The organism is Bacillus sp. YKCMOAS1 (assembly GCF_030268125.1).
In the GTDB taxonomy this organism is placed as follows: domain Bacteria; phylum Bacillota; class Bacilli; order Bacillales; family Bacillaceae; genus Bacillus; species Bacillus safensis.
Genome location: NZ_BSEI01000004.1, coordinates 31299 through 57568, shown reverse-complemented (window position 1 = coordinate 57568; position 26270 = coordinate 31299). Strand labels below are relative to the sequence as shown.

The 26270-nt window shown below is 40.7% G+C and carries 26 protein-coding genes, 1 pseudogene and 1 other annotated feature; of the genes and pseudogenes, 8 read left to right on the top strand and 19 right to left on the bottom strand.

All coding sequences use genetic code 11. The features are described 5' to 3' along the window. Positions 1-27 precede the first annotated feature (27 nt). Positions 28-399, bottom strand: coding sequence for a winged helix-turn-helix transcriptional regulator (locus QSJ46_RS12920; RefSeq protein WP_034322520.1), 372 nt, complete (start codon positions 397-399; stop codon positions 28-30). Between the two features lie 155 nt (positions 400-554). Between QSJ46_RS12920 and QSJ46_RS12915 the strand changes: the two genes are divergently transcribed. Both QSJ46_RS12915 and QSJ46_RS12910 read left to right on the top strand, forming a co-directional pair. Continuing rightward, complete coding sequence (locus tag QSJ46_RS12915) at positions 555-1733, top strand: MFS transporter (RefSeq protein WP_352230650.1); 1179 nt, start codon at positions 555-557, stop codon at positions 1731-1733. Between the two features lie 10 nt (positions 1734-1743). Beyond that, positions 1744-2586, top strand: a complete 843-nt coding sequence (locus tag QSJ46_RS12910) for an aldo/keto reductase (RefSeq protein WP_269773237.1) — start codon at positions 1744-1746, stop codon at positions 2584-2586. 45 nt (positions 2587-2631) lie between these two features. On the opposite strand, the gene QSJ46_RS12905 is transcribed toward QSJ46_RS12910, so the two are convergent. The 6 genes from QSJ46_RS12905 to QSJ46_RS12880 all read right to left on the bottom strand — a co-directional run bounded on the left by QSJ46_RS12905 (position 2632) and on the right by QSJ46_RS12880 (position 10236). After that, positions 2632-4131 (bottom strand): extracellular solute-binding protein, encoded by a 1500-nt coding sequence (locus QSJ46_RS12905; RefSeq protein WP_039180784.1) that lies wholly within the window; start codon positions 4129-4131, stop codon positions 2632-2634. 25 nt (positions 4132-4156) lie between these two features. Next, positions 4157-5017, bottom strand: coding sequence for a carbohydrate ABC transporter permease (locus QSJ46_RS12900; RefSeq protein WP_106025828.1), 861 nt, complete (start codon positions 5015-5017; stop codon positions 4157-4159). 219 nt (positions 5018-5236) lie between these two features. After that, positions 5237-5989: an NAD-dependent epimerase/dehydratase family protein gene (locus QSJ46_RS12895; RefSeq protein WP_285604809.1), complete on the bottom strand. Its 753-nt coding sequence runs from the start codon at positions 5987-5989 to the stop codon at positions 5237-5239. 47 nt (positions 5990-6036) lie between these two features. Continuing rightward, positions 6037-6939: a dienelactone hydrolase family protein gene (locus QSJ46_RS12890; RefSeq protein WP_224929179.1), complete on the bottom strand. Its 903-nt coding sequence runs from the start codon at positions 6937-6939 to the stop codon at positions 6037-6039. Between the two features lie 130 nt (positions 6940-7069). After that, positions 7070-9484, bottom strand: a complete 2415-nt coding sequence (leuS, locus tag QSJ46_RS12885; protein ID WP_224929182.1) for a leucine--tRNA ligase — start codon at positions 9482-9484, stop codon at positions 7070-7072. 97 nt (positions 9485-9581) lie between these two features. Further along, positions 9582-9803, bottom strand: a binding site (T-box leader). 103 nt (positions 9804-9906) lie between these two features. Beyond that, positions 9907-10236, bottom strand: coding sequence for a DUF4257 domain-containing protein (locus QSJ46_RS12880; RefSeq protein WP_224929310.1), 330 nt, complete (start codon positions 10234-10236; stop codon positions 9907-9909). Between the two features lie 422 nt (positions 10237-10658). Here QSJ46_RS12880 and ytvA point away from each other — a divergent pair, with 422 nt between their 5' ends. Continuing rightward, positions 10659-11462 carry a YtvA family blue-light photoreceptor gene (ytvA, locus tag QSJ46_RS12875; RefSeq protein ID WP_285604808.1) on the top strand — a complete coding sequence of 268 codons (804 nt, stop codon included), beginning with the start codon at positions 10659-10661 and terminating at the stop codon, positions 11460-11462. 84 nt (positions 11463-11546) lie between these two features. Next, positions 11547-12245, top strand: a complete 699-nt coding sequence (locus tag QSJ46_RS12870) for a sunset domain-containing protein (RefSeq protein ID WP_047203517.1) — start codon at positions 11547-11549, stop codon at positions 12243-12245. Positions 12246-12310: 65 nt separating this feature from the next. Here QSJ46_RS12870 and QSJ46_RS12865 read toward each other — a convergent pair whose 3' ends face one another. From QSJ46_RS12865 to QSJ46_RS12840, 6 genes are read right to left on the bottom strand one after another with little or no spacing between them, the layout of a single operon-like run. Then, the gene (locus QSJ46_RS12865; protein WP_047203518.1) at positions 12311-13621 is read right to left on the bottom strand and encodes an ABC transporter permease; all 1311 of its coding nucleotides are present in this window, start codon (positions 13619-13621) and stop codon (positions 12311-12313) included. Continuing rightward, the gene (locus QSJ46_RS12860) at positions 13611-14309 is read right to left on the bottom strand and encodes an ABC transporter ATP-binding protein (protein ID WP_047203519.1); all 699 of its coding nucleotides are present in this window, start codon (positions 14307-14309) and stop codon (positions 13611-13613) included. Before QSJ46_RS12860 ends, QSJ46_RS12865 begins: the two co-directional genes overlap by 11 nt. A gap of 21 nt (positions 14310-14330) precedes the next feature. After that, positions 14331-15326, bottom strand: a complete 996-nt coding sequence (locus tag QSJ46_RS12855; protein WP_047203520.1) for an ABC-2 transporter permease — start codon at positions 15324-15326, stop codon at positions 14331-14333. Then, positions 15320-16198 carry an ATP-binding cassette domain-containing protein gene (locus QSJ46_RS12850; protein ID WP_047203521.1) on the bottom strand — a complete coding sequence of 293 codons (879 nt, stop codon included), beginning with the start codon at positions 16196-16198 and terminating at the stop codon, positions 15320-15322. The genes QSJ46_RS12855 and QSJ46_RS12850 overlap by 7 nt, the downstream gene beginning before the upstream one ends. Next, positions 16191-16583 (bottom strand): GntR family transcriptional regulator, encoded by a 393-nt coding sequence (locus QSJ46_RS12845; RefSeq protein WP_019743690.1) that lies wholly within the window; start codon positions 16581-16583, stop codon positions 16191-16193. Before QSJ46_RS12845 ends, QSJ46_RS12850 begins: the two co-directional genes overlap by 8 nt. Positions 16584-16600: 17 nt before the next feature. Further along, on the bottom strand, positions 16601-16780 hold the full coding sequence (locus QSJ46_RS12840; protein ID WP_039180825.1) for a hypothetical protein: 180 nt from the start codon (positions 16778-16780) through the stop codon (positions 16601-16603). Between the two features lie 193 nt (positions 16781-16973). On the opposite strand from QSJ46_RS12840, the pseudogene QSJ46_RS12835 reads away from it, so the two are divergent. Continuing rightward, positions 16974-17801 (top strand): annotated as a pseudogene (locus QSJ46_RS12835) (IS1595 family transposase). 34 nt (positions 17802-17835) lie between these two features. On the opposite strand, the gene QSJ46_RS12830 reads toward QSJ46_RS12835, so the two are convergent. Further along, a complete protein-coding gene (locus QSJ46_RS12830; protein WP_285604807.1) occupies positions 17836-18168 on the bottom strand; it encodes a hypothetical protein in 333 nt (110 codons plus the stop codon). A gap of 154 nt (positions 18169-18322) precedes the next feature. Next, positions 18323-18598 carry a YtzC family protein gene (locus tag QSJ46_RS12825; RefSeq protein WP_039180834.1) on the bottom strand — a complete coding sequence of 92 codons (276 nt, stop codon included), beginning with the start codon at positions 18596-18598 and terminating at the stop codon, positions 18323-18325. Between the two features lie 152 nt (positions 18599-18750). Here QSJ46_RS12825 and mnmL point away from each other — a divergent pair, with 152 nt between their 5' ends. Beyond that, positions 18751-19716: a tRNA modification radical SAM protein MnmL/YtqA gene (mnmL, locus tag QSJ46_RS12820; protein WP_285604806.1), complete on the top strand. Its 966-nt coding sequence runs from the start codon at positions 18751-18753 to the stop codon at positions 19714-19716. Then, positions 19713-20285 (top strand): tRNA 5-(aminomethyl)-2-thiouridylate-methyltransferase MnmM, encoded by a 573-nt coding sequence (mnmM, locus tag QSJ46_RS12815; protein ID WP_099663566.1) that lies wholly within the window; start codon positions 19713-19715, stop codon positions 20283-20285. Before mnmL ends, mnmM begins: the two co-directional genes overlap by 4 nt. 118 nt (positions 20286-20403) lie before the next feature. On the opposite strand, the gene QSJ46_RS12810 is transcribed toward mnmM, so the two are convergent. Together QSJ46_RS12810 and QSJ46_RS12805 are read right to left on the bottom strand one after the other, a co-directional pair. After that, positions 20404-21483: a tetraprenyl-beta-curcumene synthase family protein gene (locus QSJ46_RS12810; protein WP_039180839.1), complete on the bottom strand. Its 1080-nt coding sequence runs from the start codon at positions 21481-21483 to the stop codon at positions 20404-20406. A 30-nt stretch (positions 21484-21513) separates the two neighbouring features. After that, a complete protein-coding gene (locus tag QSJ46_RS12805) occupies positions 21514-22293 on the bottom strand; it encodes an alpha/beta hydrolase (RefSeq protein WP_024424906.1) in 780 nt (259 codons plus the stop codon). Between the two features lie 45 nt (positions 22294-22338). On the opposite strand from QSJ46_RS12805, the gene QSJ46_RS12800 reads away from it, so the two are divergent. Continuing rightward, complete coding sequence (locus tag QSJ46_RS12800; protein WP_047203523.1) at positions 22339-22854, top strand: gamma carbonic anhydrase; 516 nt, start codon at positions 22339-22341, stop codon at positions 22852-22854. 142 nt (positions 22855-22996) lie between these two features. On the opposite strand, the gene asnB is transcribed toward QSJ46_RS12800, so the two are convergent. Then, positions 22997-24895 carry an asparagine synthase (glutamine-hydrolyzing) gene (gene asnB / locus QSJ46_RS12795; protein WP_024426217.1) on the bottom strand — a complete coding sequence of 633 codons (1899 nt, stop codon included), beginning with the start codon at positions 24893-24895 and terminating at the stop codon, positions 22997-22999. Positions 24896-25043: 148 nt separating this feature from the next. Continuing rightward, a complete protein-coding gene (metK, locus tag QSJ46_RS12790; RefSeq protein ID WP_039180847.1) occupies positions 25044-26246 on the bottom strand; it encodes a methionine adenosyltransferase in 1203 nt (400 codons plus the stop codon). Positions 26247-26270: the final 24 nt, after the last annotated feature.

The following is a 26270-nucleotide window of genomic DNA, read 5'->3' as shown; positions in this document are numbered from 1 at the left end:
CCGCTCTCACAAGAAAGCGGGGCTCTTTTATTTAAACTGTTCATTTAAGATGCTGTCTTCCAGCACTGAAAGCGGCTCTCCATACACACGTTCAATATGAGCTGCTCCCCAATCGCATAGCGCATTGAGAATTCTTTCGAGTGACTGTCCGTATTCACTTAATTCATATTCCACTTTTGGCGGTACCTGTTCATAGACAATCCGGTTAATGACGCCATCACTTTCAAGCTCTCTCAGCTGCTGCGTGAGCATTTTTTGTGTGATGTTTGGCATAAGCCGCTTCAATTCGCTCGTACGTTTTTTCCCGTGTGTCAAATGACATAAAATCACACACTTCCACTTCCCGCCTATGACATCAAGCGTTGCTTCCACAGAGATATTATATTTTTTCTTTTCCATCGAATATTCACTCCTCTTTGTACGAACAGGCACTTTTTAGTACCTATATTACAAAAAAGTACGTACTTTTTTTTTCGTCATCTATGTTAGATAATAACTCTTGCCGATCGGCTTCGTCTATCAAAATGTCATCACAGAAGGATGTGAACTTACTGATGAAGAACAAGCAAAACCATTTTGCTCTGCTCGCACTAGCGATTAGTGCTTTTGCTATAGGAACAACTGAGTTCATTAGTGTCGGTCTTTTGCCAATGATCTCAGAGGACTTTGGAGTGAGCGTCAGTCAGGCGGGCTGGACTGTCTCTTTATATGCACTTGGTGTGACATTTGGTGCGCCTATATTGACTTCCCTTACTTCCACGATGAAAAGAAAGACATTGCTTTTGCTCATTATGCTCGTCTTTTTGGTTGGTAATACACTTGCCACCATTGCCCCGACTTTTTCAGTGCTGTTAATCGGCCGGGTGATTTCAGCCTTGTCCCATGGAATCTTCATGTCCATTGGCTCTACGATTGCTGCAAGCCTTGTCGTGAAAGAAAAACGGGCAAGCGCCATTGCCTTTATGTTCACTGGTTTAACAGTAGCGACTGTGACAGGTGTGCCATTCGGGACATTTCTTGGTCATGAGTTCGGCTGGCGGACATCATTTGGTGTAATTGTGATCATTGGCCTGATCGCACTGATATCCAACTATTTTCTTGTTCCGTCTCAATTAAAGCAGGGTGTGAAAACATCTTTTAATGATCAAGCTGTCTTATTAAAAACAAAAAGAATCTTGCTTTTATTTGTCATTACAGCCACAGGGTACGGAGGAACCTTTGTCGTCTTCACATATTTATCTCCTCTCTTGCAGCATGTGACAGGTCTTGCGCCTGGAGCTGTGGCGTTGATCCTGCTTTTATACGGCATCACGATCGCAGCTGGAAATGTCATTGGCGGAAAAGCTGCTAATGCACAGCCAATGAAAGCACTGATCTATATGTTTATTATCCAAAGCATCATCTTGTTTATCCTTAGCTTCACTGCAGGATTCACAGTATTAGGCATTGGAACCGTCATGCTGATGGGGCTGTTTGCTTTCATGAATGTACCTGGACTGCAAGTAGCCGTCGTTGATTTTGCCGAAAGATACACCCCTGGAGCAGTCGACGTCGCATCTGCTATGAATATCGCTGCCTTTAATGCCGGTATTGCCATTGGCTCATTTTTAGGCGGCATCGTGACAGATTCACTTGGTCTTGTGCATACAGGCTGGGTCGGCGGCATCATGGTCCTCATCGCAGCCATTCTTACGATGATTAGTTATCAAATGGAACAAAAAGAAACCATCTAAAGGAGTTTTTATTATGGAACATTTACAAAGTACAAAAACATTAAACAATGGAGTCCGCATGCCAGGCTTTGGCCTTGGTGTATTCAAAGTAGAAGATGGAGCAGAATTAGTTGATGCTGTCAAAACAGCCATTCAATTAGGCTATCGCAGTATTGATACAGCGGCTATTTATGGAAATGAAGAAGGTGTTGGACGAGGCATACAGCTTGGTTTAGCAGAAACAGGACTGCGCCGCGAGGACATTTTTGTCACATCAAAAGTGTGGAATGCCGATTTAGGATATGACTCTACCCTTCATGCATACGAAGAAAGCTTGAAAAAACTTCAGCTTGACTACCTTGATCTGTATTTAATCCATTGGCCGGTTGAAGGAAAATACAAAGAAGCTTGGCGTGCACTGGAAACCTTGTATCGTGAAGGAAAGGTCAGAGCCATCGGAGTGAGCAACTTCCAGCCGCATCACTTAGACGAGCTATTAAAAGATGCAGAGATCAAACCAGCTATCAATCAAGTAGAATTTCATCCAAAGCTAACGCAGGAAACACTCTATACGTATTTGAACTCTCATGGCATTCAAATGGAAGCTTGGTCACCGCTGATGCAGGGTGAACTACTGCATCACCCGCTGATCACAGAGCTGGCAGACACATACAGTAAAACACCTGCTCAAATTATTTTGCGCTGGGATGTACAAAAAGGCGTCATCACCATCCCAAAATCAACGAAAGCACATCGTTTAAAAGAGAACGCTGATATATTTGATTTTGTCTTAACTGATAAGGATATGAAACGTCTTTCTGACTTAAATGAAAACAAACGTATCGGTCCAGATCCAGACAACTTCGACTTTTAATCAAAACACCCCCGCTTTTTTGCTTTGCGGGGGTGTTCCTATTGGTCATTTTGATTTTTTAAAGGAAGCTTCATATTCTTCTATGATTTTATTCCCACCATTTGATTTCCACTTCTCTACATCCTTCTGAAATTGATCTTCACTGATGTCTCCAAGAATGAACTTATACGTCGCATCATCGATGATTTTCTTCAATTCGTTTCCACGCTCTGATGCTGTTTCTGAATACAGGCTTTCAGCAGGATTGGCAACGATGATGTTTTTATTGTCTTCTTCTAGCTCTTCATATTTAGAACGAACTGCATCCCCTTTATTTTTCAAGTAACGTTTATCAATTCCTACAAGACTGACAAGCGGCTGGACATCTGTCTGCCAGCCTTTTACTTGGCTTTCTTCCCTGACAAATGTATTCCCTTCTTCTTTCTTATAATGCTGGCCATCGATACCGTACGTCATGAGACCATATACATCTTCTTCGGCAATGCGGTCAAAGAAGGCCAAAATCCGCTTTAATTCTGCCTCTGATTTCACGCTTGTTTTAGGGAATGCGAAGATGCCATTATGACCACCTGATGCCCACACACGTTCTTTGCCATCTGGGCCTTTGATTCGGTTGATAATATCTACTTTCATGTTTTTATCTGTCGCATCATCTCGCAGGTTCACGGCATCTACCATATTTCCAACATAGATGCCTGCTTTTCCTTGTGAGAATAATTCCTGCTGCTGTGTTTTGCTTGTCACTGGGAAGTCTTTGTTGATATAGCCATTATCACGCAGCTTTTTCATGTATTTCATTGTATTCATATATTCATCTGTCATAAAGTCTGGCGTGAATTTCCCGTTTTCTTCTTTCCAGTCTGTTGGCATTCCTTCATATGAACCAAGTGTTTTAAATGCTCCATAAATTAAATCGTTCCGATCCGTAAAGCCAATTGTATCTGCTTTTCCGTTTTGATTCGGGTCTTTTTCAGTAAAGGCTTTGGCTACTTCATATAGATCATCCAATGTTTTTGGTGTATCCAAATTTAAATTTTCAAGCCAATCCTTTCGAATGACAATCCCTTGTCTAGAAAGTGGTCTTTCTCTATAGATGCCATAAAGCTTGCCGTCTATAGAGGCGTTTTTATTAATCAGTTCGTTCATCTTACTTAAATTTGGATAATCCTTCAAATACGGACCGACTTCCCAGAACATGCCTGATCTGAACGCATTAATCGCAGACGAATTTTTAATGTCTTGAATCGTCACAATTTGCGGCAAATTCCCTGCTGCAAGTGCGGAATTTAACCGATCTTCCTTCACAGCATCAGGCACCCATGTAATATCAAGCTCTGTATTTGTGAGCTTCTCAATCTCTTTTAAAACGGAATCCTTCGGCGGCTGCTGATGATATAAAATCGCCATCCATGTCAGCTTTACCTTTTTGTCTAAATCAACCTTCTCATCTGATGAGTTTGCCCCTTTACTTGAACATGCTGACAAAATACCGCTTGCTGCAAATAACAGGACAAACGCTATCAGCCATAATTTCTTTCTCCCCATAAGATCCCTCCGTTGTTCCATCATTTTAACCCTTTACAGAACCTAGTAATGCCCCTTTGTTGAAATGCTTTTGAATAAATGGATAGACAAGCAGAACCGGAATGGTCGCCACAACAATGACAGCCATTTTAATCGTTTGGTCTGGCGGTGGTGTGGATGAGCCCATATCCGACATATCTCCCTGCATTCCGCTTGAGACAATGACAATCTGTCTCAGCAGCACCTGAATCGGCCATTTCACTGAATCATTTAAATACAGAATGGCGGTCATATACGTATTCCAATACGTCACGGCATAAAAAAGTGAAATGGTTGCAATGGCTGGCAAAGAAAGTGGCAGCACAATTTTAAAGAAAATCCCTAAATCGTTACAGCCGTCCATCTTCGCTGATTCCTCAAGACTTGCCGGTATGTTTTGAAAAAAGTTTTTCAAAATGATTAAATTGAACGCATTGATTGCAACCGGTAGAATAAGTGACCAATACGTATCAAGCAGACCAAGTGTTTTCACCACAATAAACGTCGGAATCATACCTCCGCTAAACAGCATCGTGAAGACAACGAGAAACATCAGTGTTCTCCGGCCTTTTAGCTCCTGGCGAGACAGCCCGTATGCCATAAGCGAGGACAAAAACATGCTGACAGCTGTTCCAACAAGCGTCACAAAAATGGACACAATGAGACTGCGATACACAATATCTGTAGAAAAAATGTATCGATATGCCTCTAAAGAAAACGTCGTTGGGAACAAGATAAACTTCTTCGTGATGACCTCTTCTACTGTTGCAAAAGAGGCGGCAATGACATGGATGAACGGAAGCACACAAATTAATGCGAACATGAGTAGAAAAGAGTAATTAAATAAATTGAACAATCGGCCTTTAATAGAACGATCTATGTTCATCACGCCCTTTCTTTGAAAGCGTTATCATTTCAACTGAAAGTAAGCTGCAGCCTGTGACGATATCGTGATTAAAATGTAACAAACGAGGGAAGAAAGCGTCTATAATCATCTTGACAGACCAACTGAATAGATCATGTCAGCCGTGCTTTTATACTCATGAAACAAAAGAATAAGATCATTAGCTCATGACATGATTATGCCCTATGCCTGATCATTTTCTTCGAGTATTTCCGTCGTATTGACATCTGGTTTGTAGCCTAACTCCTGCTTCGTTTTCTCAGTAGACCATGGCTTTCCTTCATTCTCTGATACAGCATAATAGGTCCCAAAGGGAATATCCGATTCAATCGCTGCCTTTGTCATACCTGCAAGATCCTCATGTGACAGCAGTGTTCTTTTTGTTCTTTGCTTTTTGTATAATGCCTTCATCTCATCTGTCACAACTGTTCCAATCCGTAAGTTGATGACAGACATTCCCGTTTGATCGTGGAACAAACGCCCCAACTGTTCGGAAGCAAATTTTAAAATGCCATAGACATTTTTAGTCGCAGGCACATCGTCAGTTGTAATCTGCCGTCCAAGTAAGGAGCGTCCATCCTCTTCATAACGATCAGTCACATGGTTGCTGCTTGCAAAAATGACTTTTTGTATGCCAAGCCGCGCGGCTGACCGAAACATATAATAGGTACTCCTCCAAAAAATATCAGTCATTTTTGCAAATTCTTCATGATCCATCACATCATGCGTCATGTCAATGTTTGGAAGATGCAAGATGACATCTGTATCCCGCGGAATTGCCTCATATACATTCTGTTCATTCGCTGCATCGGCTAAAATGACTCCTTCTACACAGCTCGTCAGATCAATAATCGTGACACTGTACTCAGTAGAGAGCGCTTTTGTTAAAAGGCGTCCAATTACACCGCATCCGCCAATGATGGTGATTTTTTTCATCTGTCTCCTCCTTTCTTTTGACGTAGTATGTCCAAGCGTTTTCTTGATTACAGCCACTTTTTCAAAAATCGTGTCGCCTCGTGACGCATAGCGGCTGTTTCAAAATGACCTGCATGAAGATGGGCAAGCTGATATCGTTCTTTCAATGAAGCAGCTTGATAGGTTCCACTCAATACCTTTTGAATCCTTCCAACGCCTTCAGCAGGCGTGAGCTGATCAAGTTTTCCAACTAAGCTTAAATGCGGTCTTGGAAAAATCATTTCTTGAATGTCAGCTGCTGTAAAATGCCTTGCTAAGCTCGGTACATAGTAATAAAAGCCATGCCTGTCCAAATTGTTCGTTTCAATTAATGTATGATGATCCACCTGTGCGCAAAGATCAACACACACACTGACCCTCTCATCAAGTGCAGCCGTCCACCAGGAAAGGAGACCGCCCATTGACATCCCAAAGACAGCTAACCGGTCCGCCAGTACATCAGATCGAGACAGCAAATAATCAATCGCACACATGCTTTCATAGAGCATCATGCCCCACATCACTTTTCCTGTTAAAAGCATTTCCTTAAAAATTTCACTTTCTGTTCTTCCCCTTCTCTCACCAAACCCTGCATGATCAATGGCCAGTACACTATATCCTTTTGACGTAAACTCTTTTGCATATGAAGGCGTTTGCAAATAATGAGCACCCTCTAACAGCTCTTCCTTCCCGTTCACGTAATTACCGCCATGAGAGTGTTGGAACAGTACTACGGGTCTTTTTTTCACCGTATCCTTCGGTTTCACGAAATAAGCAGGGACTTCCTCTACACCATTCATAGAGAGAATAAGTGTTTCCACTACATATGATTCACGTTCCTCCATTTTTAACGTATAAGCCTCCACGCGATGACGTTCTGGCATTTCTCCTAACAGACTGAGCAGTTGTTCACGTTTGCTTTCCTTTTCCATTGACGTCACTCCTCATTTTTTTGATCACCTGTTAAAATACGAGATCCAAGAAAGAATCACCTTGTTTTCGACAAAATTATGTCCCGGGAAATAAAGAACACCCACCGGTTCATACCGATGGGTGTCATCATTAGTTCGCAACAATATTGACAAGCTTCCCAGGAACCGCAATCACTTTACGAATGGTTTTCCCTTCCAGCTGTTCTTTTACTCGTGCATCATTTTTCGCAAGCTCTTCTAACTGCTCCCTTGTTGCATCAGCAGGAACGGTTAATTTTGCTTTTACTTTACCGTTAAGCTGTACGACAATTTCTACTTCATCGTCGACAAGCTTTGACTCATCATATTGAGGCCATGCTTCATAAGAAATAGACCCTTCATGACCAAGTTTATTCCACAGCTCTTCTGCTAAATGCGGTGCAATTGGAGAAAGAAGCTTTACAAAGCCTTCTGCATATTCTTTCGGCAGTGTATCAGCCTTGTAGGCATCGTTGATAAACACCATTAATTGTGAAATGCCTGTATTAAAACGCAAGCCTTCATAATGATCTGTTACCTTCATTACGGTTTCATGATAGCTGCGTTCTAATGCGCCGCCAGATTGCTCTGTCACTTTATCACTAAGTGAGCCATCTTCATTTGTAAATAGACGCCATACACGATCAAGGAAACGACGAGCGCCATCAAGTCCTGTTTCAGACCAAGCAATTGAAGCATCTAAAGGTCCCATGAACATTTCATAAAGTCGTAATGTATCTGCACCATGAGATTCTACGATATCATCCGGGTTGACCACATTTCCTTTTGATTTACTCATTTTTTCATTGTTTTCCCCAAGAATCATGCCTTGGTTGAACAATTTCATGAAAGGTTCTTTTGTTGGAACAACACCGATATCATACAAGAATTTATGCCAGAAGCGTGCATATAGAAGATGTAGTACAGCGTGTTCTGCTCCGCCGATATACACATCAACTGGAAGCCATTTTTTCAGCTTCTCAGGAGATGCAAGCTCTTCTGAGTTATGAGGATCAATATAACGTAAGAAATACCAGCAGCTGCCTGCCCATTGCGGCATTGTATTCGTTTCACGGCGGCCTTTCTTACCTGTTACAGGATCTACAACCTCAACCCAGTCTTTAATATTGGCTAATGGTGATTCACCTGTACCACTTGGCTTAATCTCAGTCGTCTTAGGCAAGATCAGTGGAAGCTCTGCCTCTGAAACAGCTGAAGATGTTCCGTCCTCCCAATGAATAATTGGAATTGGTTCACCCCAGTAGCGCTGACGGCTGAATAGCCAGTCTCTTAAACGATATGTGACTTTCTTTTCACCTTTTTGATGTTCTTCAAGCCATGCAATCGCTTTTTCAATCGCCTCTTCTTTTCCTAAGCCATTTAGGAAATCAGAGTTAATGTGCTTCCCATCACCTGTGTAGGCTTCTTTTTCAATGTCTCCGCCTTCTACAACTTCTTTGATTGGAAGATCAAAAGTTTTAGCGAATTCATAATCACGTTCATCATGAGCAGGAACCGCCATAATAGCTCCAGTCCCATAAGTCGCCAGCACGTAATCTGCAATCCAGATCGGCATTTTTTCACCATTTAACGGATTGATGGCATACGCCCCTGTGAAAATACCCGTTTTCGTTTTGGCAAGATCTGTCCGCTCTAAATCACTCTTTGATTGAATTTCTTTGATATATGCTTCGACTGCTTCTTTTTGGGCAGCTGATGTAATTTTTTCAACTAGTGCATGTTCTGGAGCAAGCACCGCATAAGTTGCACCAAATAGTGTATCAGGACGCGTTGTAAAAACCGTAAACTGTTCGTTATGCCCTTCTACTTCAAAATGAACGTGCGCACCTTCAGAGCGTCCAATCCAGTTACGCTGCATATCTTTGATGCTTTCAGGCCAATCAATGTCCTCTAAATCTTCTAACAGCCTGTCCGCATATGCTGTAATCTTTAGCATCCACTGCTTCATAGGACGTCTTTCAACAGGATGGCCTCCGCGTTCACTTTTTCCATCAATGACTTCTTCGTTTGCAAGCACTGTGCCAAGCGCTGGGCACCAATTCACTGGTACTTCATCGATATAGGCCAATCCTTTTTCGTACAATTTTAAGAAAATCCATTGTGTCCATTTGTAGTAATTCGGATCTGTCGTGTTGATTTCTCGATCCCAATCATACGAGAACCCTAGTGATTGAATTTGGCGGCGGAAGTTATTGATGTTCTCTTCTGTAAAGGCCGCCGGGTCATTCCCTGTATCAAGTGCATACTGTTCTGCCGGGAGACCAAATGCGTCCCATCCCATTGGATGAAGAACATCATATCCCTGCATACGTTTCATGCGTGATAAAATATCCGTTGCTGTATAGCCCTCAGGGTGCCCGACATGAAGTCCTGCTCCTGATGGATATGGAAACATATCAAGCGCATAAAACTTCGGTTTATCTTCCGAGTCAGATGTGGCGAATGTTTTATGTGTCAGCCAATAATCCTGCCACTTCTTTTCAATTTCCCGATGCTGAAAACTCAATGTGAAAACCTCCTTTAATATGTACGGCTTTATCTGCTTAGATGACCACTGCAAGAATTCAGATTTTTCTAAAATCAACAAAAAACCCTCATCCCTGGAAAGGGACGAGAGATTTTTTGGTTCCCGCGGTACCACCCTTGTTAGCGTAACATGCTGTTCGTACGCTCACTTAATATCTTTAACGCAGACATGCGACAGAAGCTTTAACGCAACTGCAACTCTGAGGCGAGTTCAGAAGCAGATTTGATTGACTTTCACCAGCCGTCAATTCTCTAAAGACAAATACTGCTTTCCTACTACTCCTCTTCACTGTTCTTATCGTAACCGTCATCTAAGTAGTATTTTATAGAATTATGATCATAAGTGCAAGCAGGTTTGTATACAATGGGAATGTACCCTAGACTAGGGTAAAGTAGAGGATATTATTCGTGTGGAGATCGGTTATGACGGCTGGAGTCTGCATCCTGTGAACGCTGTTCTCTTACAAAATCAAAGCTTCGCAGAACTGCTTCTCCTCCGTAACCTGAAATAATTGATAAGATGATCAAGTGCAGACTAGAATCGGGATTTGAGGATAAGACAAGCAGTGTAGCAGCAATCATCCCAACGAGCCAATCTTCAATAAACCCTAAGTAAATAAACTTTTTTGTCATTCTGGGCTTCTCTAGCCTGCCTTTTTTCTTTACGTGACCGAGAATGCCCATGACCCCTCCAATGGCGCAAGCAATAATGACTTGTTGCAGCATTTTCATCACCTTCCTAAAGCCCTTAGAATAGTAAAGCGACTTCAGGCTGTCCAGCCCCCTGTAATGCCATTCTGCTGTTCCGTCATAATCCATGTAAAAGGTCTATTCTCTCTAACGAAGAAAAAAAGCTTGTTTCTTCCATTATATGTGAATGACCTAAAAACAATCTTGATGCATTGGAATCATTTTCACCTAATCCATATTAACTATTTTTGTCATTTTATGAATGTTGAGTAATTGATTCCTTCTTTTTCTAATGAAAAGTCTCCTTACTTACTCTATTCTAATGGAGGACAAACTATGATGACAAATTTAACAAAGCGTTTGCAATCGTTGAAACAGAACATATGTTATGTTACGTTTATAAGGATTCATTTGGTCGAAAAGACAACCATTTGATATGTCTTATAGCAGCAAAGGAGGGTAATATGGTCAGCTCGAACATTTTCGGCTTGCAAAAACAGCTTGAACTCATCAAAAAAGCGCTGGATCATGCGCGCATCGGTGTTGTCATTACAGACCCTTCCTTAAAGGATAACCCGATCGTTTATGTGAATCATGGCTTTACACAAATGACTGGATACAAACCAGATGAGATTCTTGGGCGTAATTGTCGATTCCTTCAAGGAAAAGACACGGATCAAAAGCAGCTTGCTTTAATTCGTCATGGAATTCAAAACAAAACACCTATTACCACACAGCTAAAAAATTATAAAAAAGACGGCACTTTTTTTTGGAATGAACTCAATATAGATCCTCTATACATTGAACAAGATGACAAAACATTTTTCATTGGTTTTCAAAAGGATATTACGAAACAGAAAGAATATGAACAGCTCCTAGAAGATTCCTTACAGGAAGTCACCTCTCTTTCGACGCCAATCGTCCCAATCAAAAATGGTGTATCTGCCCTTCCGCTTTTCGGGAAATTATCTGAAGAACGCTTTGATGCCATTGTCGCTAAGTTAACTTGTATATTAGATGATTCAAAGGATGATTATTTAATTGTCGACCTTTCTGGTTTAATCGAAGTCGATGATTCCGTCGCAGCACGTATTTTTAAACTGCATCATCTTCTCAATCTAACGGGAACCGAACTAATCATCACTGGAATCAAACCGCAGCTTGCGCTGAAAATGAAAGACCTCGATACAGATTTCCAAAATACGATCACTTATTTGACAGTAAAAGAAGCCATAAAAGGATTACCATTAGCTGAAAACCCTGTGTAAACAGGGTTTTTTTAATTGAACCGCTCCCCAAAATGGAAAAATGAGGTATGATAGGTGTAAATAGCATTAGGGGGGCTGTTAGATATGTTGTTACTCATATTGGGTCTTTTATGTGTTTGTTTTGCCATCGGATATGCCGTCAATTTCTTCTTATTCAAACACCAGAACGAGCTGATTTTTTCAAAGAAACTTTTTTATCCTTTTTTGATTATTGGTCTCTTCTTTTCCATTATGTCATTACCGTTTGCTGCTGCAAATGCGCCAAAAGCACAAACCGATCCATCTTCCGAACAGCTTTTAAAGGATCAAAAGGAGCTCTCAGCTGACATTTCGAGCTTAAAAGCTGATAAAGAGTCGCTTACCTCCTCTTTAGAAGACGCGGAGAAGGAAAAAGAAAAGCTGGAAAAAAAGCTAGAAACCATCACCTCAGAAAAAGAAACGGTCAAACAGCAAGAAAAGACCATTCAATCGCTTGAAAAGAAAATAGACAAGCTTACCTCCAGCAATGAAACACTCAAACAAGAAAACAAGAATAGCAGCAGCGATACGAAGTCTTCCACCGTCCAGCGCTCTGCTCCTAAAGATGAAGGAAAAAACACAGGCGGTCATGAATCACAAAAGGAAACAAAAAAAGAATCAGCTGCCTGTAACATTAAAGGGAGTGTCAACGGTATTTATCACACACCAAGCAGCAGATACTACTCTAGAACAAAAAATGTAACCAAAATGTTCTGCTCCGTAGAAGAAGCAGAGCGTGCCGGATACAGGGCACCTAAGCAATAGCGATGTTTAATTAAGATTAAAAAGAACCTCCTGAGCGCCCAATCGGGTTTCCAGGAGGTTCTTTTTTAAATTTCTCTTCTTAAAGCTGATAATACATTCGTTTTTGTTGCCTTACGTGCTGGGTTCAGCCCTGAGATGATCGCTACCCCTGCGCTGATCACTGTTGCTGTAATCACAAGGCTAAGCGGAATATAGGAAAAAGTAATCGAGAATTGATCGCTTGATCCTCCCTCAGACATGGACGACAAAATGGCTGGGATGATTAAATTAACGGCAAAACTAATCAAATATGAGATGATAATACCGATGATTGATCCGATGACTCCAATATAAGCACTTTCCATTAGGAACATTCGCTTGATAATGGATGGATTCGCGCCAATGGCTTTCATAATCCCAATCTCTTGTGTTCGCTCTGTTACCGCCATGGTCATCGTATTGAAAATACCGATGGCAGAAATAATGACTGCAATACATCCGACAAAAATAAGTCCAATTTTGAAGACTGTAAAGAACATAGCCATTCCTTCTAGCTGATTCGTCACAGAGATGACTTGGTAGCCCTCATCTGTTAGTTTATCCGTGAGTGCACCGACATTGTCGAATTTATCTGCATAAACAGAGGTCATTTTCTCGACATTTCCTGCTTCAGGAGACAGGTCGAGTATTTGGCCAAATTCTTTTTCATAAGCATTCGGAATCAGAATTTTATGATCCTCCTGCCACTCCAAATTCGGCTTTTTCAAAACACCTACTACACGGAAATCAAATGTTTTTTCTTTGACGACTTCATTTTCTTCATTTAGTTTTGGCACTTTGATTTGAACCACTTTATTTAAAATATCCTTCGTGTAGCCTTTAGGCTCCTTCGGTGTTTCTTCACCGTTTGACGTCTGATTTAATTCTTTTTCATAGGCTTCTCGCTCTTTTTTTGTCCACAGTTGTTCCGCCATATGATATCCGACCACAATTTCGTTCGCTGATGTTGGCACTTTTCCTCGGTCTAGTTCAAGCCCTGCTTCTTTTTCTTCTTTCATATCGGTCAAAGCAGCCTGTGTTTCACTTGAACGGTCATCGAGCTCGACGTTAACCGATGGAATGATCGATGTTCTTGAGACAACAGATTTCACATGATCATATTTCTTTAAATCATCAATCTTGACGTCTCCTTTTTCTTTTCCTAACACTTTAATTTCTGTGATGATTTGCTGCTTCATAATTTCATCTTGAGCTGATTTTTGCAAACCAAAACCGACAGACGCTAAAACGATTAAGAAAGAGCATGCCATTGTCGTCGCAAGAATGGTCATAAACACACGCAATCTATTTTTCTTCATATTTCTTCTAATGAATTTGACCTGATCTCTAAATTTCAATGGATTGTTCCCCTTTCTTTAATACACCATCGTGAAGCTGGAACGTTGTGTCTGCGATTGAAGCGACTTCATCGTCATGTGTAATGATGACAAATGTAATTCCTTTTTCACGATTGAGCTGCTGGATAAAGGCTAGAATTTCTCCTTCAGTTTCTGAATCGAGACTCCCTGTTGGTTCATCCGCTAAAATAATAGATGGATTTAAAATCAAGGCTCTTGCAATACTCACACGCTGCTGCTGTCCGCCTGACAGCTCATTTGGGTAATGTCCTGCGTGATGTTCAAGACCTACTCGTTTCAGCATTTCTTTTACTTTCTCTTTTCGTTCAGACGGCTTCACACCTTTTAAAGTGAGCGGAAGTTCAACGTTCTCATACGTTGTTAAGCTACCGATCAACTGAAAGCTTTGAAAGATAAAGCCAAAGTGATCTAAGCGAAAGTCTGCCCATTCTTTTTCATTAAAGCCAGTCACATTGGTGCCATCAATGGTAATTTGTCCACTCGTTGGCGTAATATAGCCAGATATTAAGTTCAACAAAGTCGATTTCCCTGAACCACTTCGTCCAACAATACAAGCAATTTCACCTCTTTTGATGGACAGGTCAATCCCTTTTAGTACAGGAATTTCATTTTCCCTGCCTTTTTTTCCAATTTTAAATACATGATCTAATGCTTGAATCTGAATCATCTCTACTCCCCTGCTCTCTGTTTATCTTTTTCGATAGATTAAGAAATAACTCGTTAGTGCGCCCACAGCCCCACCGATGAGCATGCCAGCAATATAACCAAATATGGAATTGTCTGAAGAAAATCCACCCCAGCCAAATCCTAGAACACCAAAGGCAATGACCAATATCTGAATGGGCCTATCCATTTTGGGGTAAACAAAGAATCGTCCATTTCGTTCAACTGGATGTTTAATAAAACTGAACAAACCAATGAGATAAAATACGATTAGCATCACAATTGGCACGATAAATTCTACACCTGTAAACCAAATTGGATTTTCAACTAAATTTCGAAATTGAAAACGGTCTGTTATATAAGTAATTGGAGCAATGGGCATAATAAAGTAGTCATAACTGATATCGACCCAACTTCTATCCGTTTTTAATAAATAGTCTAAATGAAACATCGGAAGCCAAATTAATAAATAAGGTAAAATTGATGTACTGAATGTAACAATGGCTTGACTAATTGCGCTTCCTGTTAAAGCACCTGCTGCAAGACACAAACTATAAAACATTAAGGTGGACACAAGTGCAATCAAATAACCACTGTTAAACGCAATCGTATATTGTGGTTGAATGCATAAAATGAGTATATAAGTAAAGACATATGACAATACATGAACGAGCGTGATAATTCCGGCACCTAGGAAAAACTTTGTGTGATAAATGGTCGTTCTGCTAAACGGCAAAGATAAAGTAAAATCAATTTGCCCTTTATTTCGTTCAAAACCCAACTGGGTAATTGCAAAAATTAAACTCATCGTCCATGAAAAGGTGATATACATATCAGAACCGAAATCATAATAAAAGTAATTATCGAGTGGTGTACAAGTCGGATCGTTTACACAAGTTTGAAAGGATGAGTATTCCATTAAAAAGGATAATGGCGTCGCAAAGACCGCAACAAGCATCACTAAAATGAAAGTCAGCTCAGACTGCTTCCATTCCTTATATAACAATTGCCGCTTTACCATCTGCGTTTCCCTCCAAACTTCGCAATGAATACTTCTTCTAAATTCACAGGCAGTTCATGCCAGACTTTTGGTTCAAGCGATTTCAAATACTCTTTTGCCTCTTCATCTGTTTTGAGTACAAGTGCTGTATAGAACACACCCGCTTGATCTAAAATGGCAACGCCTTTTTTTCTAATACTTAAGTTCATATCCTCTTCAAATGCCATCTGGATTTTAACGTAGTCATTTTTCAACTCATCTAAATCCATAACACTTGTGAGCTGATTTCCTTCCAAAAACCCGATTCGATTACACATACGCTCAATATCCTCTAAACGGTGGGATGTAATTAAAATCGTTGTTTGTCGTTCTGCCACCTCGTCAATCATCAGCTGAAGAACATCATTTCTTGTGACCGCATCAATCCCGTCTGTCGGCTCATCTAACAAAATGACTGCTGGTTTAATGGCAAAACTTAAAATAAGGGACAGCTGTTTCTTTAAACCTGTTGACAATTCACGATATTTCACTTTTTCCGGAATCTCATACCGGTTCACAAGCTCGTTGGCATATGTCACGTCAAACTTTGGATACAGTTGTTTTAACAGCTTCACAAGCTGCCCATAATTGTACCGGTCAAAGTAGGGATTTACGACTGGCATATACACAATATTTTGCTTCACTAACGGGTGGTCTTTTACGAGCACATCTTTAAAATAAATCTCTCCTTCATCTGGAAGAAGAATTTGCTGAATCAAACGAAGAAGTGTTGTTTTACCAGAGCCATTCCGGCCAAGCAGACCAAAGATCTCTCCTTCGCCTATCTTGAAGGAAACGTTGCTGAGTACTTCGCATCCATTTAATTTCTTTGATACATTTCTGACCTCAATCAACTTGTTTTCCTCCTTTAAGACTTGAGCCGATCTCTTCTAGCCATTCCTTCAGTTGATGAATATCAATACCGGCATAATGAGCTTCTATGATGAGTTGTCTTAACTGTTCTTTCATCTCGAGCACCTTCCCTTCATTCAGCTTTAACTGAGCACCTTCTGTTACATACGTACCACGGCCTCTTAGCGTTTCAATAATCCCTTCCCGTTCAAGTTCTTTATACGCTTTGCTCACGGTGTTTGGGTTGGCAATAATAATGGTGGCGAGCTCTCTGACAGAGGGCAGTTTGTCACCTGGCTTCATCACGCCTTTTAAACATAAAATTTTGAGCTGCTCAATGATTTGTTCATATATTGGCGCAGCGCTTCTTGGATCTATTTGGATCATGATGGCTCCCTCTTTCCTCATTCATGCTTTTGCAGTCCTATCGCTTGTTCATGTCCTTGCATTAAAGGGACCGAATTGGGTATCAAATCTTTTTGAACTTCAAAACCAATGAAAACGAGAACGAAAAAAAATGTACATGCTAACGCAACAGCCAGCACCATCCACTTCAAATTGATTGGCTTTTTTTCTTTTTTCATGGTTGAACACCTTTCTTCACTTTTTAAGTGTCTGTAGTGTATTAGTTGATGTAGTACACTTAATACAATATAGACACTTAATTGAAAAGTCAAGAGACTCTAGAAAAAAATAGGCTGTTTTCGTAAAGATTGTTACTTTCTTGATTATACTGTTAAAAGGTTGTTACAGTGGGCATTCGGGAGGCGTTTAAGTATGTGGGAAAATGTTTATGAAGAGTTCAGCAATTTAACCAAATCAGAGCAATTAGCCTTGTTTAACGTAATGAAACAAGACTTATTTCCAGACGAACCAGATAAAATGACGAAACTACTTAAAAGCATTCGTGAAGCCAGATTTGCTTCTGGTTTATGGTTGAGGGTTATACTCTACCCAAAATTGCTGAACGCCTTAAAATACAAATTTTCACCGCATTTTATTGGAGACATAAAATCTTGAACGCATCAGGCAGTTTCGGATTTAATCAACTATAAGGTATCGTTGAAAATGATGAAACTTTCTTTCGTGAGTCTATGAAGGGGCGAGAAATCACCCATAGAAAAGCCAAAAAGCGTGGAGAAAATGACGAAAAGAGAGGTAATTCTAACCTTAAAATTGCTGTTGTCGTAGCACAAGACCGTAATGGAAGTGTAATTGCTCGTAAGGCAGGAACAGGTCGTGTTAAATCAGAAGGGTGAGTATATTCACCCTTCTGATTTGCTATGCACTGATACAGCAACAAACTATAAAAAGTTCGCCAAGATAACAGGATTACAACATGAACAGTCAATGAGCGTCAAAAACAGCGTGTAAAGAAGGGGATTTACCACATTTAACACGTTAATAATTTTTCATAATCGCCTGTAAAAGTGGATGGAGCGTTCTCAAGGAGTTGCAACAAAATATTTGGACAACTACCTCTACTGGTTCCGATGGCTTGATAAGGAAAAGAATTTAGCATTTGAAAAACGAGTAGAGCAAAGGCTTATTTTAGCGTGTCAAAAATCTAATTATAGTACAGTTGAGATGTTGAGAAGTGCATAATAAAAGACCCCAATATTAAGGTCTCTACAAGGTTTTAATTAGATACTATGACTTGGTTTTTGGACTTGCTTTTGAACAGGATTAGCACCCACCATACTAATAAAAATATATAGCCTATAACTGTAAAGATAGACCAAACTGCCCCCTGTTGTAATTGACTAAATAAGTGTTCAAATTCATTCATTCCTTCTACTCTACCAATGCTATTTATCAGGCTAATAATTGGAATTGTAACAGTAAATACAATGGTTAGAATGGACAATCCCCTATGTTTCTTTTTCACAACACTGAATATTGCAGTTCCTAATGTTGCTAAGAAAAATAAGTAATATAATGCCCAAAACCAATTAGGAAGAGTCTCCAACATTTTTTCTACCCCCTTGATTAAAGAAATTTTCAATTTCTTTATATATAACATATTTTAACAGAATGAAAACCAATTACAAATATATATCCAAAAACAACAATCTTTGCGAAAACATCCAAAAAATAAAACAGACCCTTTAAGAAGGATCTGTTCATCAAACATTATCGTAAGAAATTCCCAATATCATTTGGTTTTGCAAGCTTTGAATTTGAACACGCGCCCTGTCTAACCGTTCTCTTTGCTGGTCATTGGCGACATCTTTTAATTTTTCTAATTCATTGACCGTATTCTCAAGCATGAGCTGTGCTTTAGAAAACTCTTCCTCATTATAATGTTCCTGTCGTGAGCTCAAATCAAATTGCTCACTTGCAAACTCAAGAGTTTCAGTACTTTTTTGGATAAATTCATCGATCGACTGCCTTGTTGCCATCTTACATTCCCTCCATTTCATCATCGCTCCCGCCTATTTTGCCCATATAAAGCTTTTTCACTAAAGAAAATGTTGGACAGATTCAATTGTCCTCCTTCGTGATTTTTGTTAAACTTTAAGGATGCCTATTATTATGCAAGGAGGTTACTGACTTGGATCAGCATAACCCTTTTTTATATTCAAACAGCGAAAAACGTTACCACACATGGAACTACCATTTGCGTGAACACTTTGGTCATAAAGTATTTAAAGTAGCCTTAGACGGTGGCTTTGACTGCCCAAACCGTGATGGTACCGTAGCCCACGGCGGCTGTACATTTTGCAGTGCCGCTGGTTCTGGTGATTTTGCAGGAAACCGGGCTGATGATCTCATCACTCAATTTAATGAGATCAAAGACCGGATGCATACAAAATGGAAAGACGGAAAATACATGGCGTATTTTCAGGCGTATACAAACACACACGCGCCGCTTCCTGTCCTAAAAGAAAAATATGAAACCGTCATGAACCTGGATGGTGTCGTAGGTCTATCCATTGCAACAAGACCTGACTGTCTGCCGGATGACGTAGTGGAGTATTTAGCCGAATTAAACGAACGCACTTACATATGGGTAGAGCTTGGTCTTCAAACGGTACACGAACGGACAGCTATGCTCATTAACCGTGCTCATGATTATGAATGCTACGTTGAAGGTGTAGAAAAACTGCGAAAACACGGAATTCGTGTCTGCTCGCATATTATCAACGGATTGCCTCTTGAAAACCGGGACATGATGATGGAAACAGCAAAAGCTGTTGCGGATTTAGATGTGCAAGGAATTAAAATTCATTTGCTTCACCTTTTAAAAGGGACCCCAATGGTTAAGCAATACGAAAAAGGAAAGCTTGAGTTTTTAAGTCAGGAGGAATATGTTCAGCTTGTTTGTGATCAGCTGGAGATTCTGCCGCCAGAAATGATTATTCATCGTATTACAGGAGACGGCCCAATTGAATTAATGGTTGGTCCAATGTGGAGTGTAAACAAGTGGGAAGTACTAAATGCCATTAATGCTGAGCTTGAAAGACGTAACAGCTACCAAGGGAAACGTTTCGTCAGATTGGAAGAAGCAGCAAAATGATTTTGAAACGCATGCTTCCTTTTAGTAAAGAGCTGTTAGAACGCGCGTGTCAAAAAGGCGACATCGTCATAGATGCAACAATGGGGAACGGCCACGATACACTCTATTTAGCTGACCTTGTAGGAACTGATGGACAAGTGTTTGCATTCGACGTGCAAGAGGAAGCCTTGCAGCAGACAAGCAAAAGGCTTGGCGATCAATATCCTTACGTTCATCTGATCCATGATGGACATGAAAAACTGGCGGATCATCTGCCGAAGGACATTTATGGACATATATCTGGTGCAGTGTTTAACCTTGGGTATCTACCTGGAGGCGATAAAGCCGTTACCACTCAGGCGCATACAACCATTGAAGCGATTAAACAACTCCTCGAATGGCTCAAACCCGGAGGACTGATCGTCCTTGTGATCTACCACGGACATCCCGAAGGTAAAAGAGAAAAAGAAGTGCTTCTCGACTATTGCAGATCACTGTCTCATGAAGAGGTACAAGTTTTATCATATCAATACATGAATATTCAAAACGACCCGCCTTTTGTGGTCGCAATTGAAAAAAAGCTAAAATGATGTGCATTTTAGCTTTTTTTCTTCTTTTCAGCGTGATAGAAAACCTTTGCAGACCTGACACCGAATGCGAGGGTTTGTCTACACGCTAAAGCTCAAATCTTATTGGATTTGAGCTTTTTTATGATGATTTCATCCAAGGCATTTTCTGATAGGTCCGATAGGCTCTTCCGTTAATATAGAAAAAGAACGATGTTTTCCCGCTTGATTTGATCAGCCTTTTTGCCAGCTTGTTCATCTCTTTTTGGGCTGTCACTTTTTCATCGGACAAATAGACCGCGAGTAATCCTCTGTTAATCAATTTGTGAAAGTTCTCATGCGGAATGCCTTTCAGCTGCTCATCCGCTTTTTCGATAAAATGCTGTAGTCTATCCATCATCTCATGATGAGAATCGTAGTATGAGCAAAAGTTCAGATCTCCCCCAAGCCGGTCCTCTTCTTGGTCAATTAAATAATCGAGTAAAATGTGCAGACCTTGAATATAAGGGAAATAGCTTTCGTAAATTTGCTTCGCTTGCTTTTCTGTAAAATCAGGCTGCAGCGCATACGCCACAAGACAGAATATCCCTAACGTCGATCCCGCACAAGCTGAAAACTCATACCATTCCATCTTCGGCAAATCCTTTTCATATTGGCGGAACCACGACTCTAGCCTTGGCACACGCTCATGAGGAACAACGTGCTTATGTACTTGCAGATCACTATAGTAATCACACAGCGTGTGTAAATATGGCTGAATGATTGGATAATGCTCAACGCGCGTAAGCACGTCTTGACATGTGCGGACAAGCGCATGTAAGTATCCATGATCCTCTTGATCCTCACGGAATTGATAGTATGGCTTGAGCTCAGCATGAATATCAAGCGCATCTCTCATCGCTTGATGCAGCATATGAAAATCCTTTGGATCAAGCGACGTGCTGCGGTCACATAGGTTATCTAAGTAATCACTGATGGTTTGATATGCCACGATGAATTCAATACACGTTTCTTTCTCTTCACCTGCTAGAAGTGATAAAATACCTCCGCCTTCACAGTGAAACGTTTTACTAGATATGCTCGCTAGTGCCTGCGTTCTCAGTTCTTCATTTTCAATCATTTCTGCATGAGCCCGCCACTTTTTCAGCTCCTGATGAACAAGCGGAAAAATATCTTTATACACCTTTGTCATCAGTGCAAAAGGACGCTCTGGTACTGACAAATCACTCCACCCCCAACTTAAAGCTCACAATCAAATATATTGATCTGTAAAGGCTCTTGCCGCCTTAAACACATCTTCTCTTTCCGGTTCATTAAAAATTTCGTGATACAGCTCTTCCCATTCACGGTATGATTTATTGGTTGATTCTATGCCATTGAACCATTTGATTACCCTCGTTTTATCCACGATCTTATCATCGCCGGCCTGCATTAAAAGGAGCGGGATCGATTTAAAGACATTCGTCGGTTGCATCGCTGCATCGATATTTTTGATCAGCTCTCGATACCAGCGAACCGACACCTTTGTCACGTAAAGAGAATCATTTGAGTCTGCCTCAATGACCGCTTGATTTCGTGTCGCTAGTTCAATCGACAGCCCTGACTCTACTTTAAAAGACGGTGCCAGCACATTTAGACCTTTTGACGCAAAATCCATCAGCTTCTTCGGTTTAAATTGCAGACCTAAACAAGGTGATGATAAAATAAGGCCATTCAACTTCGTATGGGTATACTGCTTCATCCACTCAATTGAAATGAGTCCACCCATACTGTGTCCAAGTAAAAATGTAGGAAGCCTGAATGATTTCGCATGTTCGATCCATTCATCGACTGTATCAATGTATTCTTGAAATGAACGAATGTGGCCTCGCGCACGTGTCGATGTGCCTTGCCCAGGCAAGTCACCCATGACGACATGATAGCCTGCATTCCGCCACATTTCAATCAGCCATTTATATCGGCCGTGATATTCACTCGCACCATGTACAATCACAATTGTACCAACTGGTCTTTCAGCATGCCAAGTCCACAAAGTAAACACCTCACAAATGTTGTATTAAGAAAGGAAGTAGAAAAAGTGATTTATCCATATCATCAGTTTACACCTGAGATTCATGAATCGGTCTTTGTCGCAGAAAACGCCACCATTACCGGTGATGTCACAATTGGAGAATATTCGAGCGTGTGGTTCCAAACTGTCATCAGAGGCGATGTCGCACCTGTGAGAATTGGAAAGAACGTCAACATTCAAGATTTATCGTGCCTGCATCAAAGTCCTGGAAAAACACTTCTTATTGAAGATGGTGCTACCATTGGACACCAAGTCACATTACATAGCTCAATCATTCGAAAAAATGCCCTCATTGGCATGGGGTCCATCATTCTCGATGGTGCGGAGATTGGCGAAGGCGCCTTTATCGGTGCAGGAAGTCTTGTCCCTCAAGGCAAGGTCATCCCAAAAGGATCACTCGCTTTTGGCCGTCCAGCCAAAGTCGTTCGGCTGTTAACAGATGAAGATATTCAAGACATGGACCGAATCCGCAGAGAATATGTAGAAAAAGGACAATACTATCGTTCCCTTTTATCTCGTTAACATCATACGTGTATCTTCACTTTATCATGTTTTTTTCAGGATATTAAGCAATAACTATGAACCGCTTGTTATTTTACCCTTTTCCTCCACTTTCTATCATGACAAAAAAGGTTTTCAGCACAAAGCTGAAAACCTTTTTTCATTAACTGAAGATGACTTCTTTTGGTTGATGATTCAATTGCTCTGGATCAATACTACGCTCCACATAAATGCTGTGCCAAATCATAAAGATCAGAACGGTCCAAATCTTACGGCTATGATCTGCCTTACCAGCACAATGTTCATTTAATAAATCAAGCACATACGCTTTGTTAATATATTCGTCCGTTTGACTGTTTTTAATGATGTCTTTCGCCCAAGCGTTCATCTCATTTTTCAGCCAATGACGAATTGGAACAGGGAAGCCCAGCTTCTTGCGGTTTAACACATGGTCAGGCACAATGCCTTCTGCTGCTTTACGCAATAAATATTTCGTTGTGCCATCTTTTGTTTTCAGCTCTTCTGGAATTTTAGAAGCCGCTTCAAATACGACCTTATCAAGGAATGGAACACGAAGCTCAAGGGAATTCGCCATTGTCATCTTATCTGCTTTCAGTAAGATGTCACCGCGCATCCACGTATGAATATCAACATATTGCATTTTGTTAATATCACTGTAGCCTGCACTTTCCTCGAAGTATGTCTTCGTCACATCACGATACGTAATGTTCGGATCATACTGCTTTAAGAGGTTTTTCTTTACTGGCTCTTCAAAGATTTTCGCATTACCGATATAACGCTCCTCTAATGGTGTACAGCCGCGGACGATAAAGCTTTTACCTTTCATTCCTTCTGGCATTAAGCGCGCCAGACGAAGAAGAAGCTTTTTCAGCATAGATGGAACAGATTCAAATGGTTTAAGAGAAAGCGGCTCACGGTAAATATTATATCCACCAAACAGCTCGTCTGCTCCCTCACCAGAAAGAACAACCGTCACTTGTTTCTTCGCTTCCTTTGCCACGAAGTACAATGGAATCGCCGCCGGATCAGCTAAAGGATCATCTAAATGCCAAACAATTTTCGGAAGCTCATTCATATACTCCTCAGGAGAAATCACGGCGCTGAAGTTTTGTAAGCCCAGCTTATCAGCCGTTTCCTTCGCCACATCAACTTCACTAAAGCCATCCTGCTGGAAACCAACAGAAAACGTCTTCAGCTCAGGATGAAATTCCTTTGCGACAGATACGATGAAAGAAGAATCGATACCACCTGATAGGAATGAACCAACAGGAACATCACTTCTCATGTGAATTTTCACAGAATCATAGATTGCATCGCGGACTTCTTCAATCAGCTTTTGTTCTTGTGTTTGTTCAGGCTTGAATTGAACTTTCCAGTAAGTCTTAAACTCAATCTCCTGTCCTGGGCGTAAAGTAAACTGATGACCAGGCTCTACTTTGTGCACCTTTTGATCAAGTGTATTTGGCTCAGGTACGAACTGGAATGACATGTATTGCTGTAAGGATGTCTCATCAAATAAAATGTTCTCGTTCACTGCCATCAAGCTTTTGCGTTCAGACGCAAAGTACACTTGCTCATCCATTTGTGTAAAATAAAGCGGTTTGATGCCAAAAGGATCTCTTGCGCCATATAATAATTGCGCTTCTTTATCCCAAATTAAAAATGCAAACATGCCGCGAAGCTTTGAAGCCGCTTCTTCTTTATAATGACGGTATGTGGCAAGAAGTACTTCCGTATCTGAATCTGTGCTGAATGTATAGCCTTTTTTCACAAGCTCTTCCTTCAGCTCCACATAGTTATAAATTTCTCCGTTGAAAATAATCCAGTACTTTTCATCTTCATAAGAAAGCGGCTGCTTTCCGTGCTCAACATCTATAATACTTAAACGTCTAAATCCAAATCCTACATGCTCATCATGAAAGTAACCCTCATCATCCGGACCGCGATGAACGATGAGACGATTCATTTGTTTAATTAGCTCTTCCTGTTCAGTAGTTTCGGACAATGGACGGTGATTAAATACACCAACAAACCCACACATATTATTGCCTCCACGTTATGTTATTTCTTAAAAGTAGACCTATAATTAGACAGTATTTTGTCCGATTTTGTTTCACATTTTTTCGCTTTTTGCTGATTTTTTTTTAATCAAAAGGAAAACCGCTTAAAATAAGCGGTTTTCTATGTTGTTATTGTCCCAATGCTTCTTTACGAAGTGTTTCGGCTTTATCCGTTTTTTCCCACGGAAGATCTAAGTCGTGACGACCGAAATGTCCGTATGCAGCTGTTTGTTTGTAGATCGGACGGCGCAGGTCAAGCATTTTAATAATGCCAGCTGGACGAAGATCAAAGTTTGCACGAACCACTTCAATTAATTTTTCTTCAGAAGCTTTTCCTGTTCCGAATGTATCAATTGAAATCGATACAGGCTGTGCAACACCAATTGCATAAGCAAGCTGTACTTCACAAGAATCTGCAAGGCCGGCAGCTACGATGTTTTTCGCTACGTAACGAGCAGCATATGCCGCAGAACGGTCAACCTTCGTTGCATCCTTACCTGAGAAAGCACCACCGCCATGACGAGCGTATCCGCCATACGTATCAACGATGATTTTACGTCCAGTTAAACCAGCATCCCCTTGAGGTCCACCGATCACGAAACGGCCAGTTGGGTTAATAAAGTATTTTGTCTGTTCATCAATCAGTTCACTTGGAACGACAGGGCTGATGACATGCTCTTTTAAGTCACTTTGGATTTGTTCAAGCGTCACTTCTGGTGCATGCTGCGTAGAAATAACCACTGTGTCAATACGAACTGGTTTGTTTTGCTCATCATATTCAACTGTGACTTGTGTTTTTCCGTCTGGACGAAGGTATGCAAGTGTCTCATTCTTACGTACTTCTGTTAAACGGCGAGATAATTTATGCGCTAGGGAAATCGGCAGCGGCATGAGCTCTTCGGTTTCGTTGTTGGCAAAACCAAACATCAATCCTTGGTCACCTGCACCAATCGCATCAATTTCTTCTTCAGTCATTGTTCCTTCACGTGCTTCAAGGGCTTTGTCTACACCTTGCGCAATATCAGCAGACTGTTCATCAATTGATGTAAGGACCGCACATGTTTCCGCATCAAAACCATATTTCGCACGTGTGTAGCCAATTTCCTTAATTGTGTCACGCACCGTCTTTGGAATATCGACATAAGTAGACGTTGTAATTTCACCGCTTACTAATACGAGACCGGTTGTAACAGAAGTTTCACAGGCAACACGTGCATTTGGATCTTTCTTTAAAATTTCATCCAAAATGCTGTCTGAAATTTGATCACAGATTTTATCCGGATGTCCTTCTGTCACTGATTCTGAAGTAAATAAACGACGATTTTGACTCATAATGGCTATTTCCTCCTGTACAAG

What these genes read in the sequence shown, in the direction of transcription:
- QSJ46_RS12920 (WP_034322520.1), bottom strand. Translation starts at nt 399, where the DNA reads ATGGAAAAGAAAAAATATAATATCTCTGTGGAAGCAACGCTTGATGTC.
- QSJ46_RS12915 (WP_352230650.1), top strand. Translation starts at nt 555, where the DNA reads ATGAAGAACAAGCAAAACCATTTTGCTCTGCTCGCACTAGCGATTAGT.
- QSJ46_RS12905 (WP_039180784.1), bottom strand. Translation starts at nt 4,131, where the DNA reads ATGGGGAGAAAGAAATTATGGCTGATAGCGTTTGTCCTGTTATTTGCA.
- QSJ46_RS12895 (WP_285604809.1), bottom strand. Translation starts at nt 5,989, where the DNA reads ATGAAAAAAATCACCATCATTGGCGGATGCGGTGTAATTGGACGCCTT.
- QSJ46_RS12890 (WP_224929179.1), bottom strand. Translation starts at nt 6,939, where the DNA reads ATGGAAAAGGAAAGCAAACGTGAACAACTGCTCAGTCTGTTAGGAGAA.
- QSJ46_RS12880 (WP_224929310.1), bottom strand. Translation starts at nt 10,236, where the DNA reads ATGAAAATGCTGCAACAAGTCATTATTGCTTGCGCCATTGGAGGGGTC.
- ytvA (WP_285604808.1), top strand. Translation starts at nt 10,659, where the DNA reads ATGGTCAGCTCGAACATTTTCGGCTTGCAAAAACAGCTTGAACTCATC.
- QSJ46_RS12870 (WP_047203517.1), top strand. Translation starts at nt 11,547, where the DNA reads ATGTTGTTACTCATATTGGGTCTTTTATGTGTTTGTTTTGCCATCGGA.
- QSJ46_RS12860 (WP_047203519.1), bottom strand. Translation starts at nt 14,309, where the DNA reads ATGATTCAGATTCAAGCATTAGATCATGTATTTAAAATTGGAAAAAAA.
- QSJ46_RS12855 (WP_047203520.1), bottom strand. Translation starts at nt 15,326, where the DNA reads ATGGTAAAGCGGCAATTGTTATATAAGGAATGGAAGCAGTCTGAGCTG.
- QSJ46_RS12845 (WP_019743690.1), bottom strand. Translation starts at nt 16,583, where the DNA reads ATGATCCAAATAGATCCAAGAAGCGCTGCGCCAATATATGAACAAATC.
- QSJ46_RS12840 (WP_039180825.1), bottom strand. Translation starts at nt 16,780, where the DNA reads ATGAAAAAAGAAAAAAAGCCAATCAATTTGAAGTGGATGGTGCTGGCT.
- QSJ46_RS12830 (WP_285604807.1), bottom strand. Translation starts at nt 18,168, where the DNA reads ATGTTGGAGACTCTTCCTAATTGGTTTTGGGCATTATATTACTTATTT.
- QSJ46_RS12825 (WP_039180834.1), bottom strand. Translation starts at nt 18,598, where the DNA reads ATGGCAACAAGGCAGTCGATCGATGAATTTATCCAAAAAAGTACTGAA.
- mnmM (WP_099663566.1), top strand. Translation starts at nt 19,713, where the DNA reads ATGATTTTGAAACGCATGCTTCCTTTTAGTAAAGAGCTGTTAGAACGC.
- asnB (WP_024426217.1), bottom strand. Translation starts at nt 24,895, where the DNA reads ATGTGTGGGTTTGTTGGTGTATTTAATCACCGTCCATTGTCCGAAACT.
- metK (WP_039180847.1), bottom strand. Translation starts at nt 26,246, where the DNA reads ATGAGTCAAAATCGTCGTTTATTTACTTCAGAATCAGTGACAGAAGGA.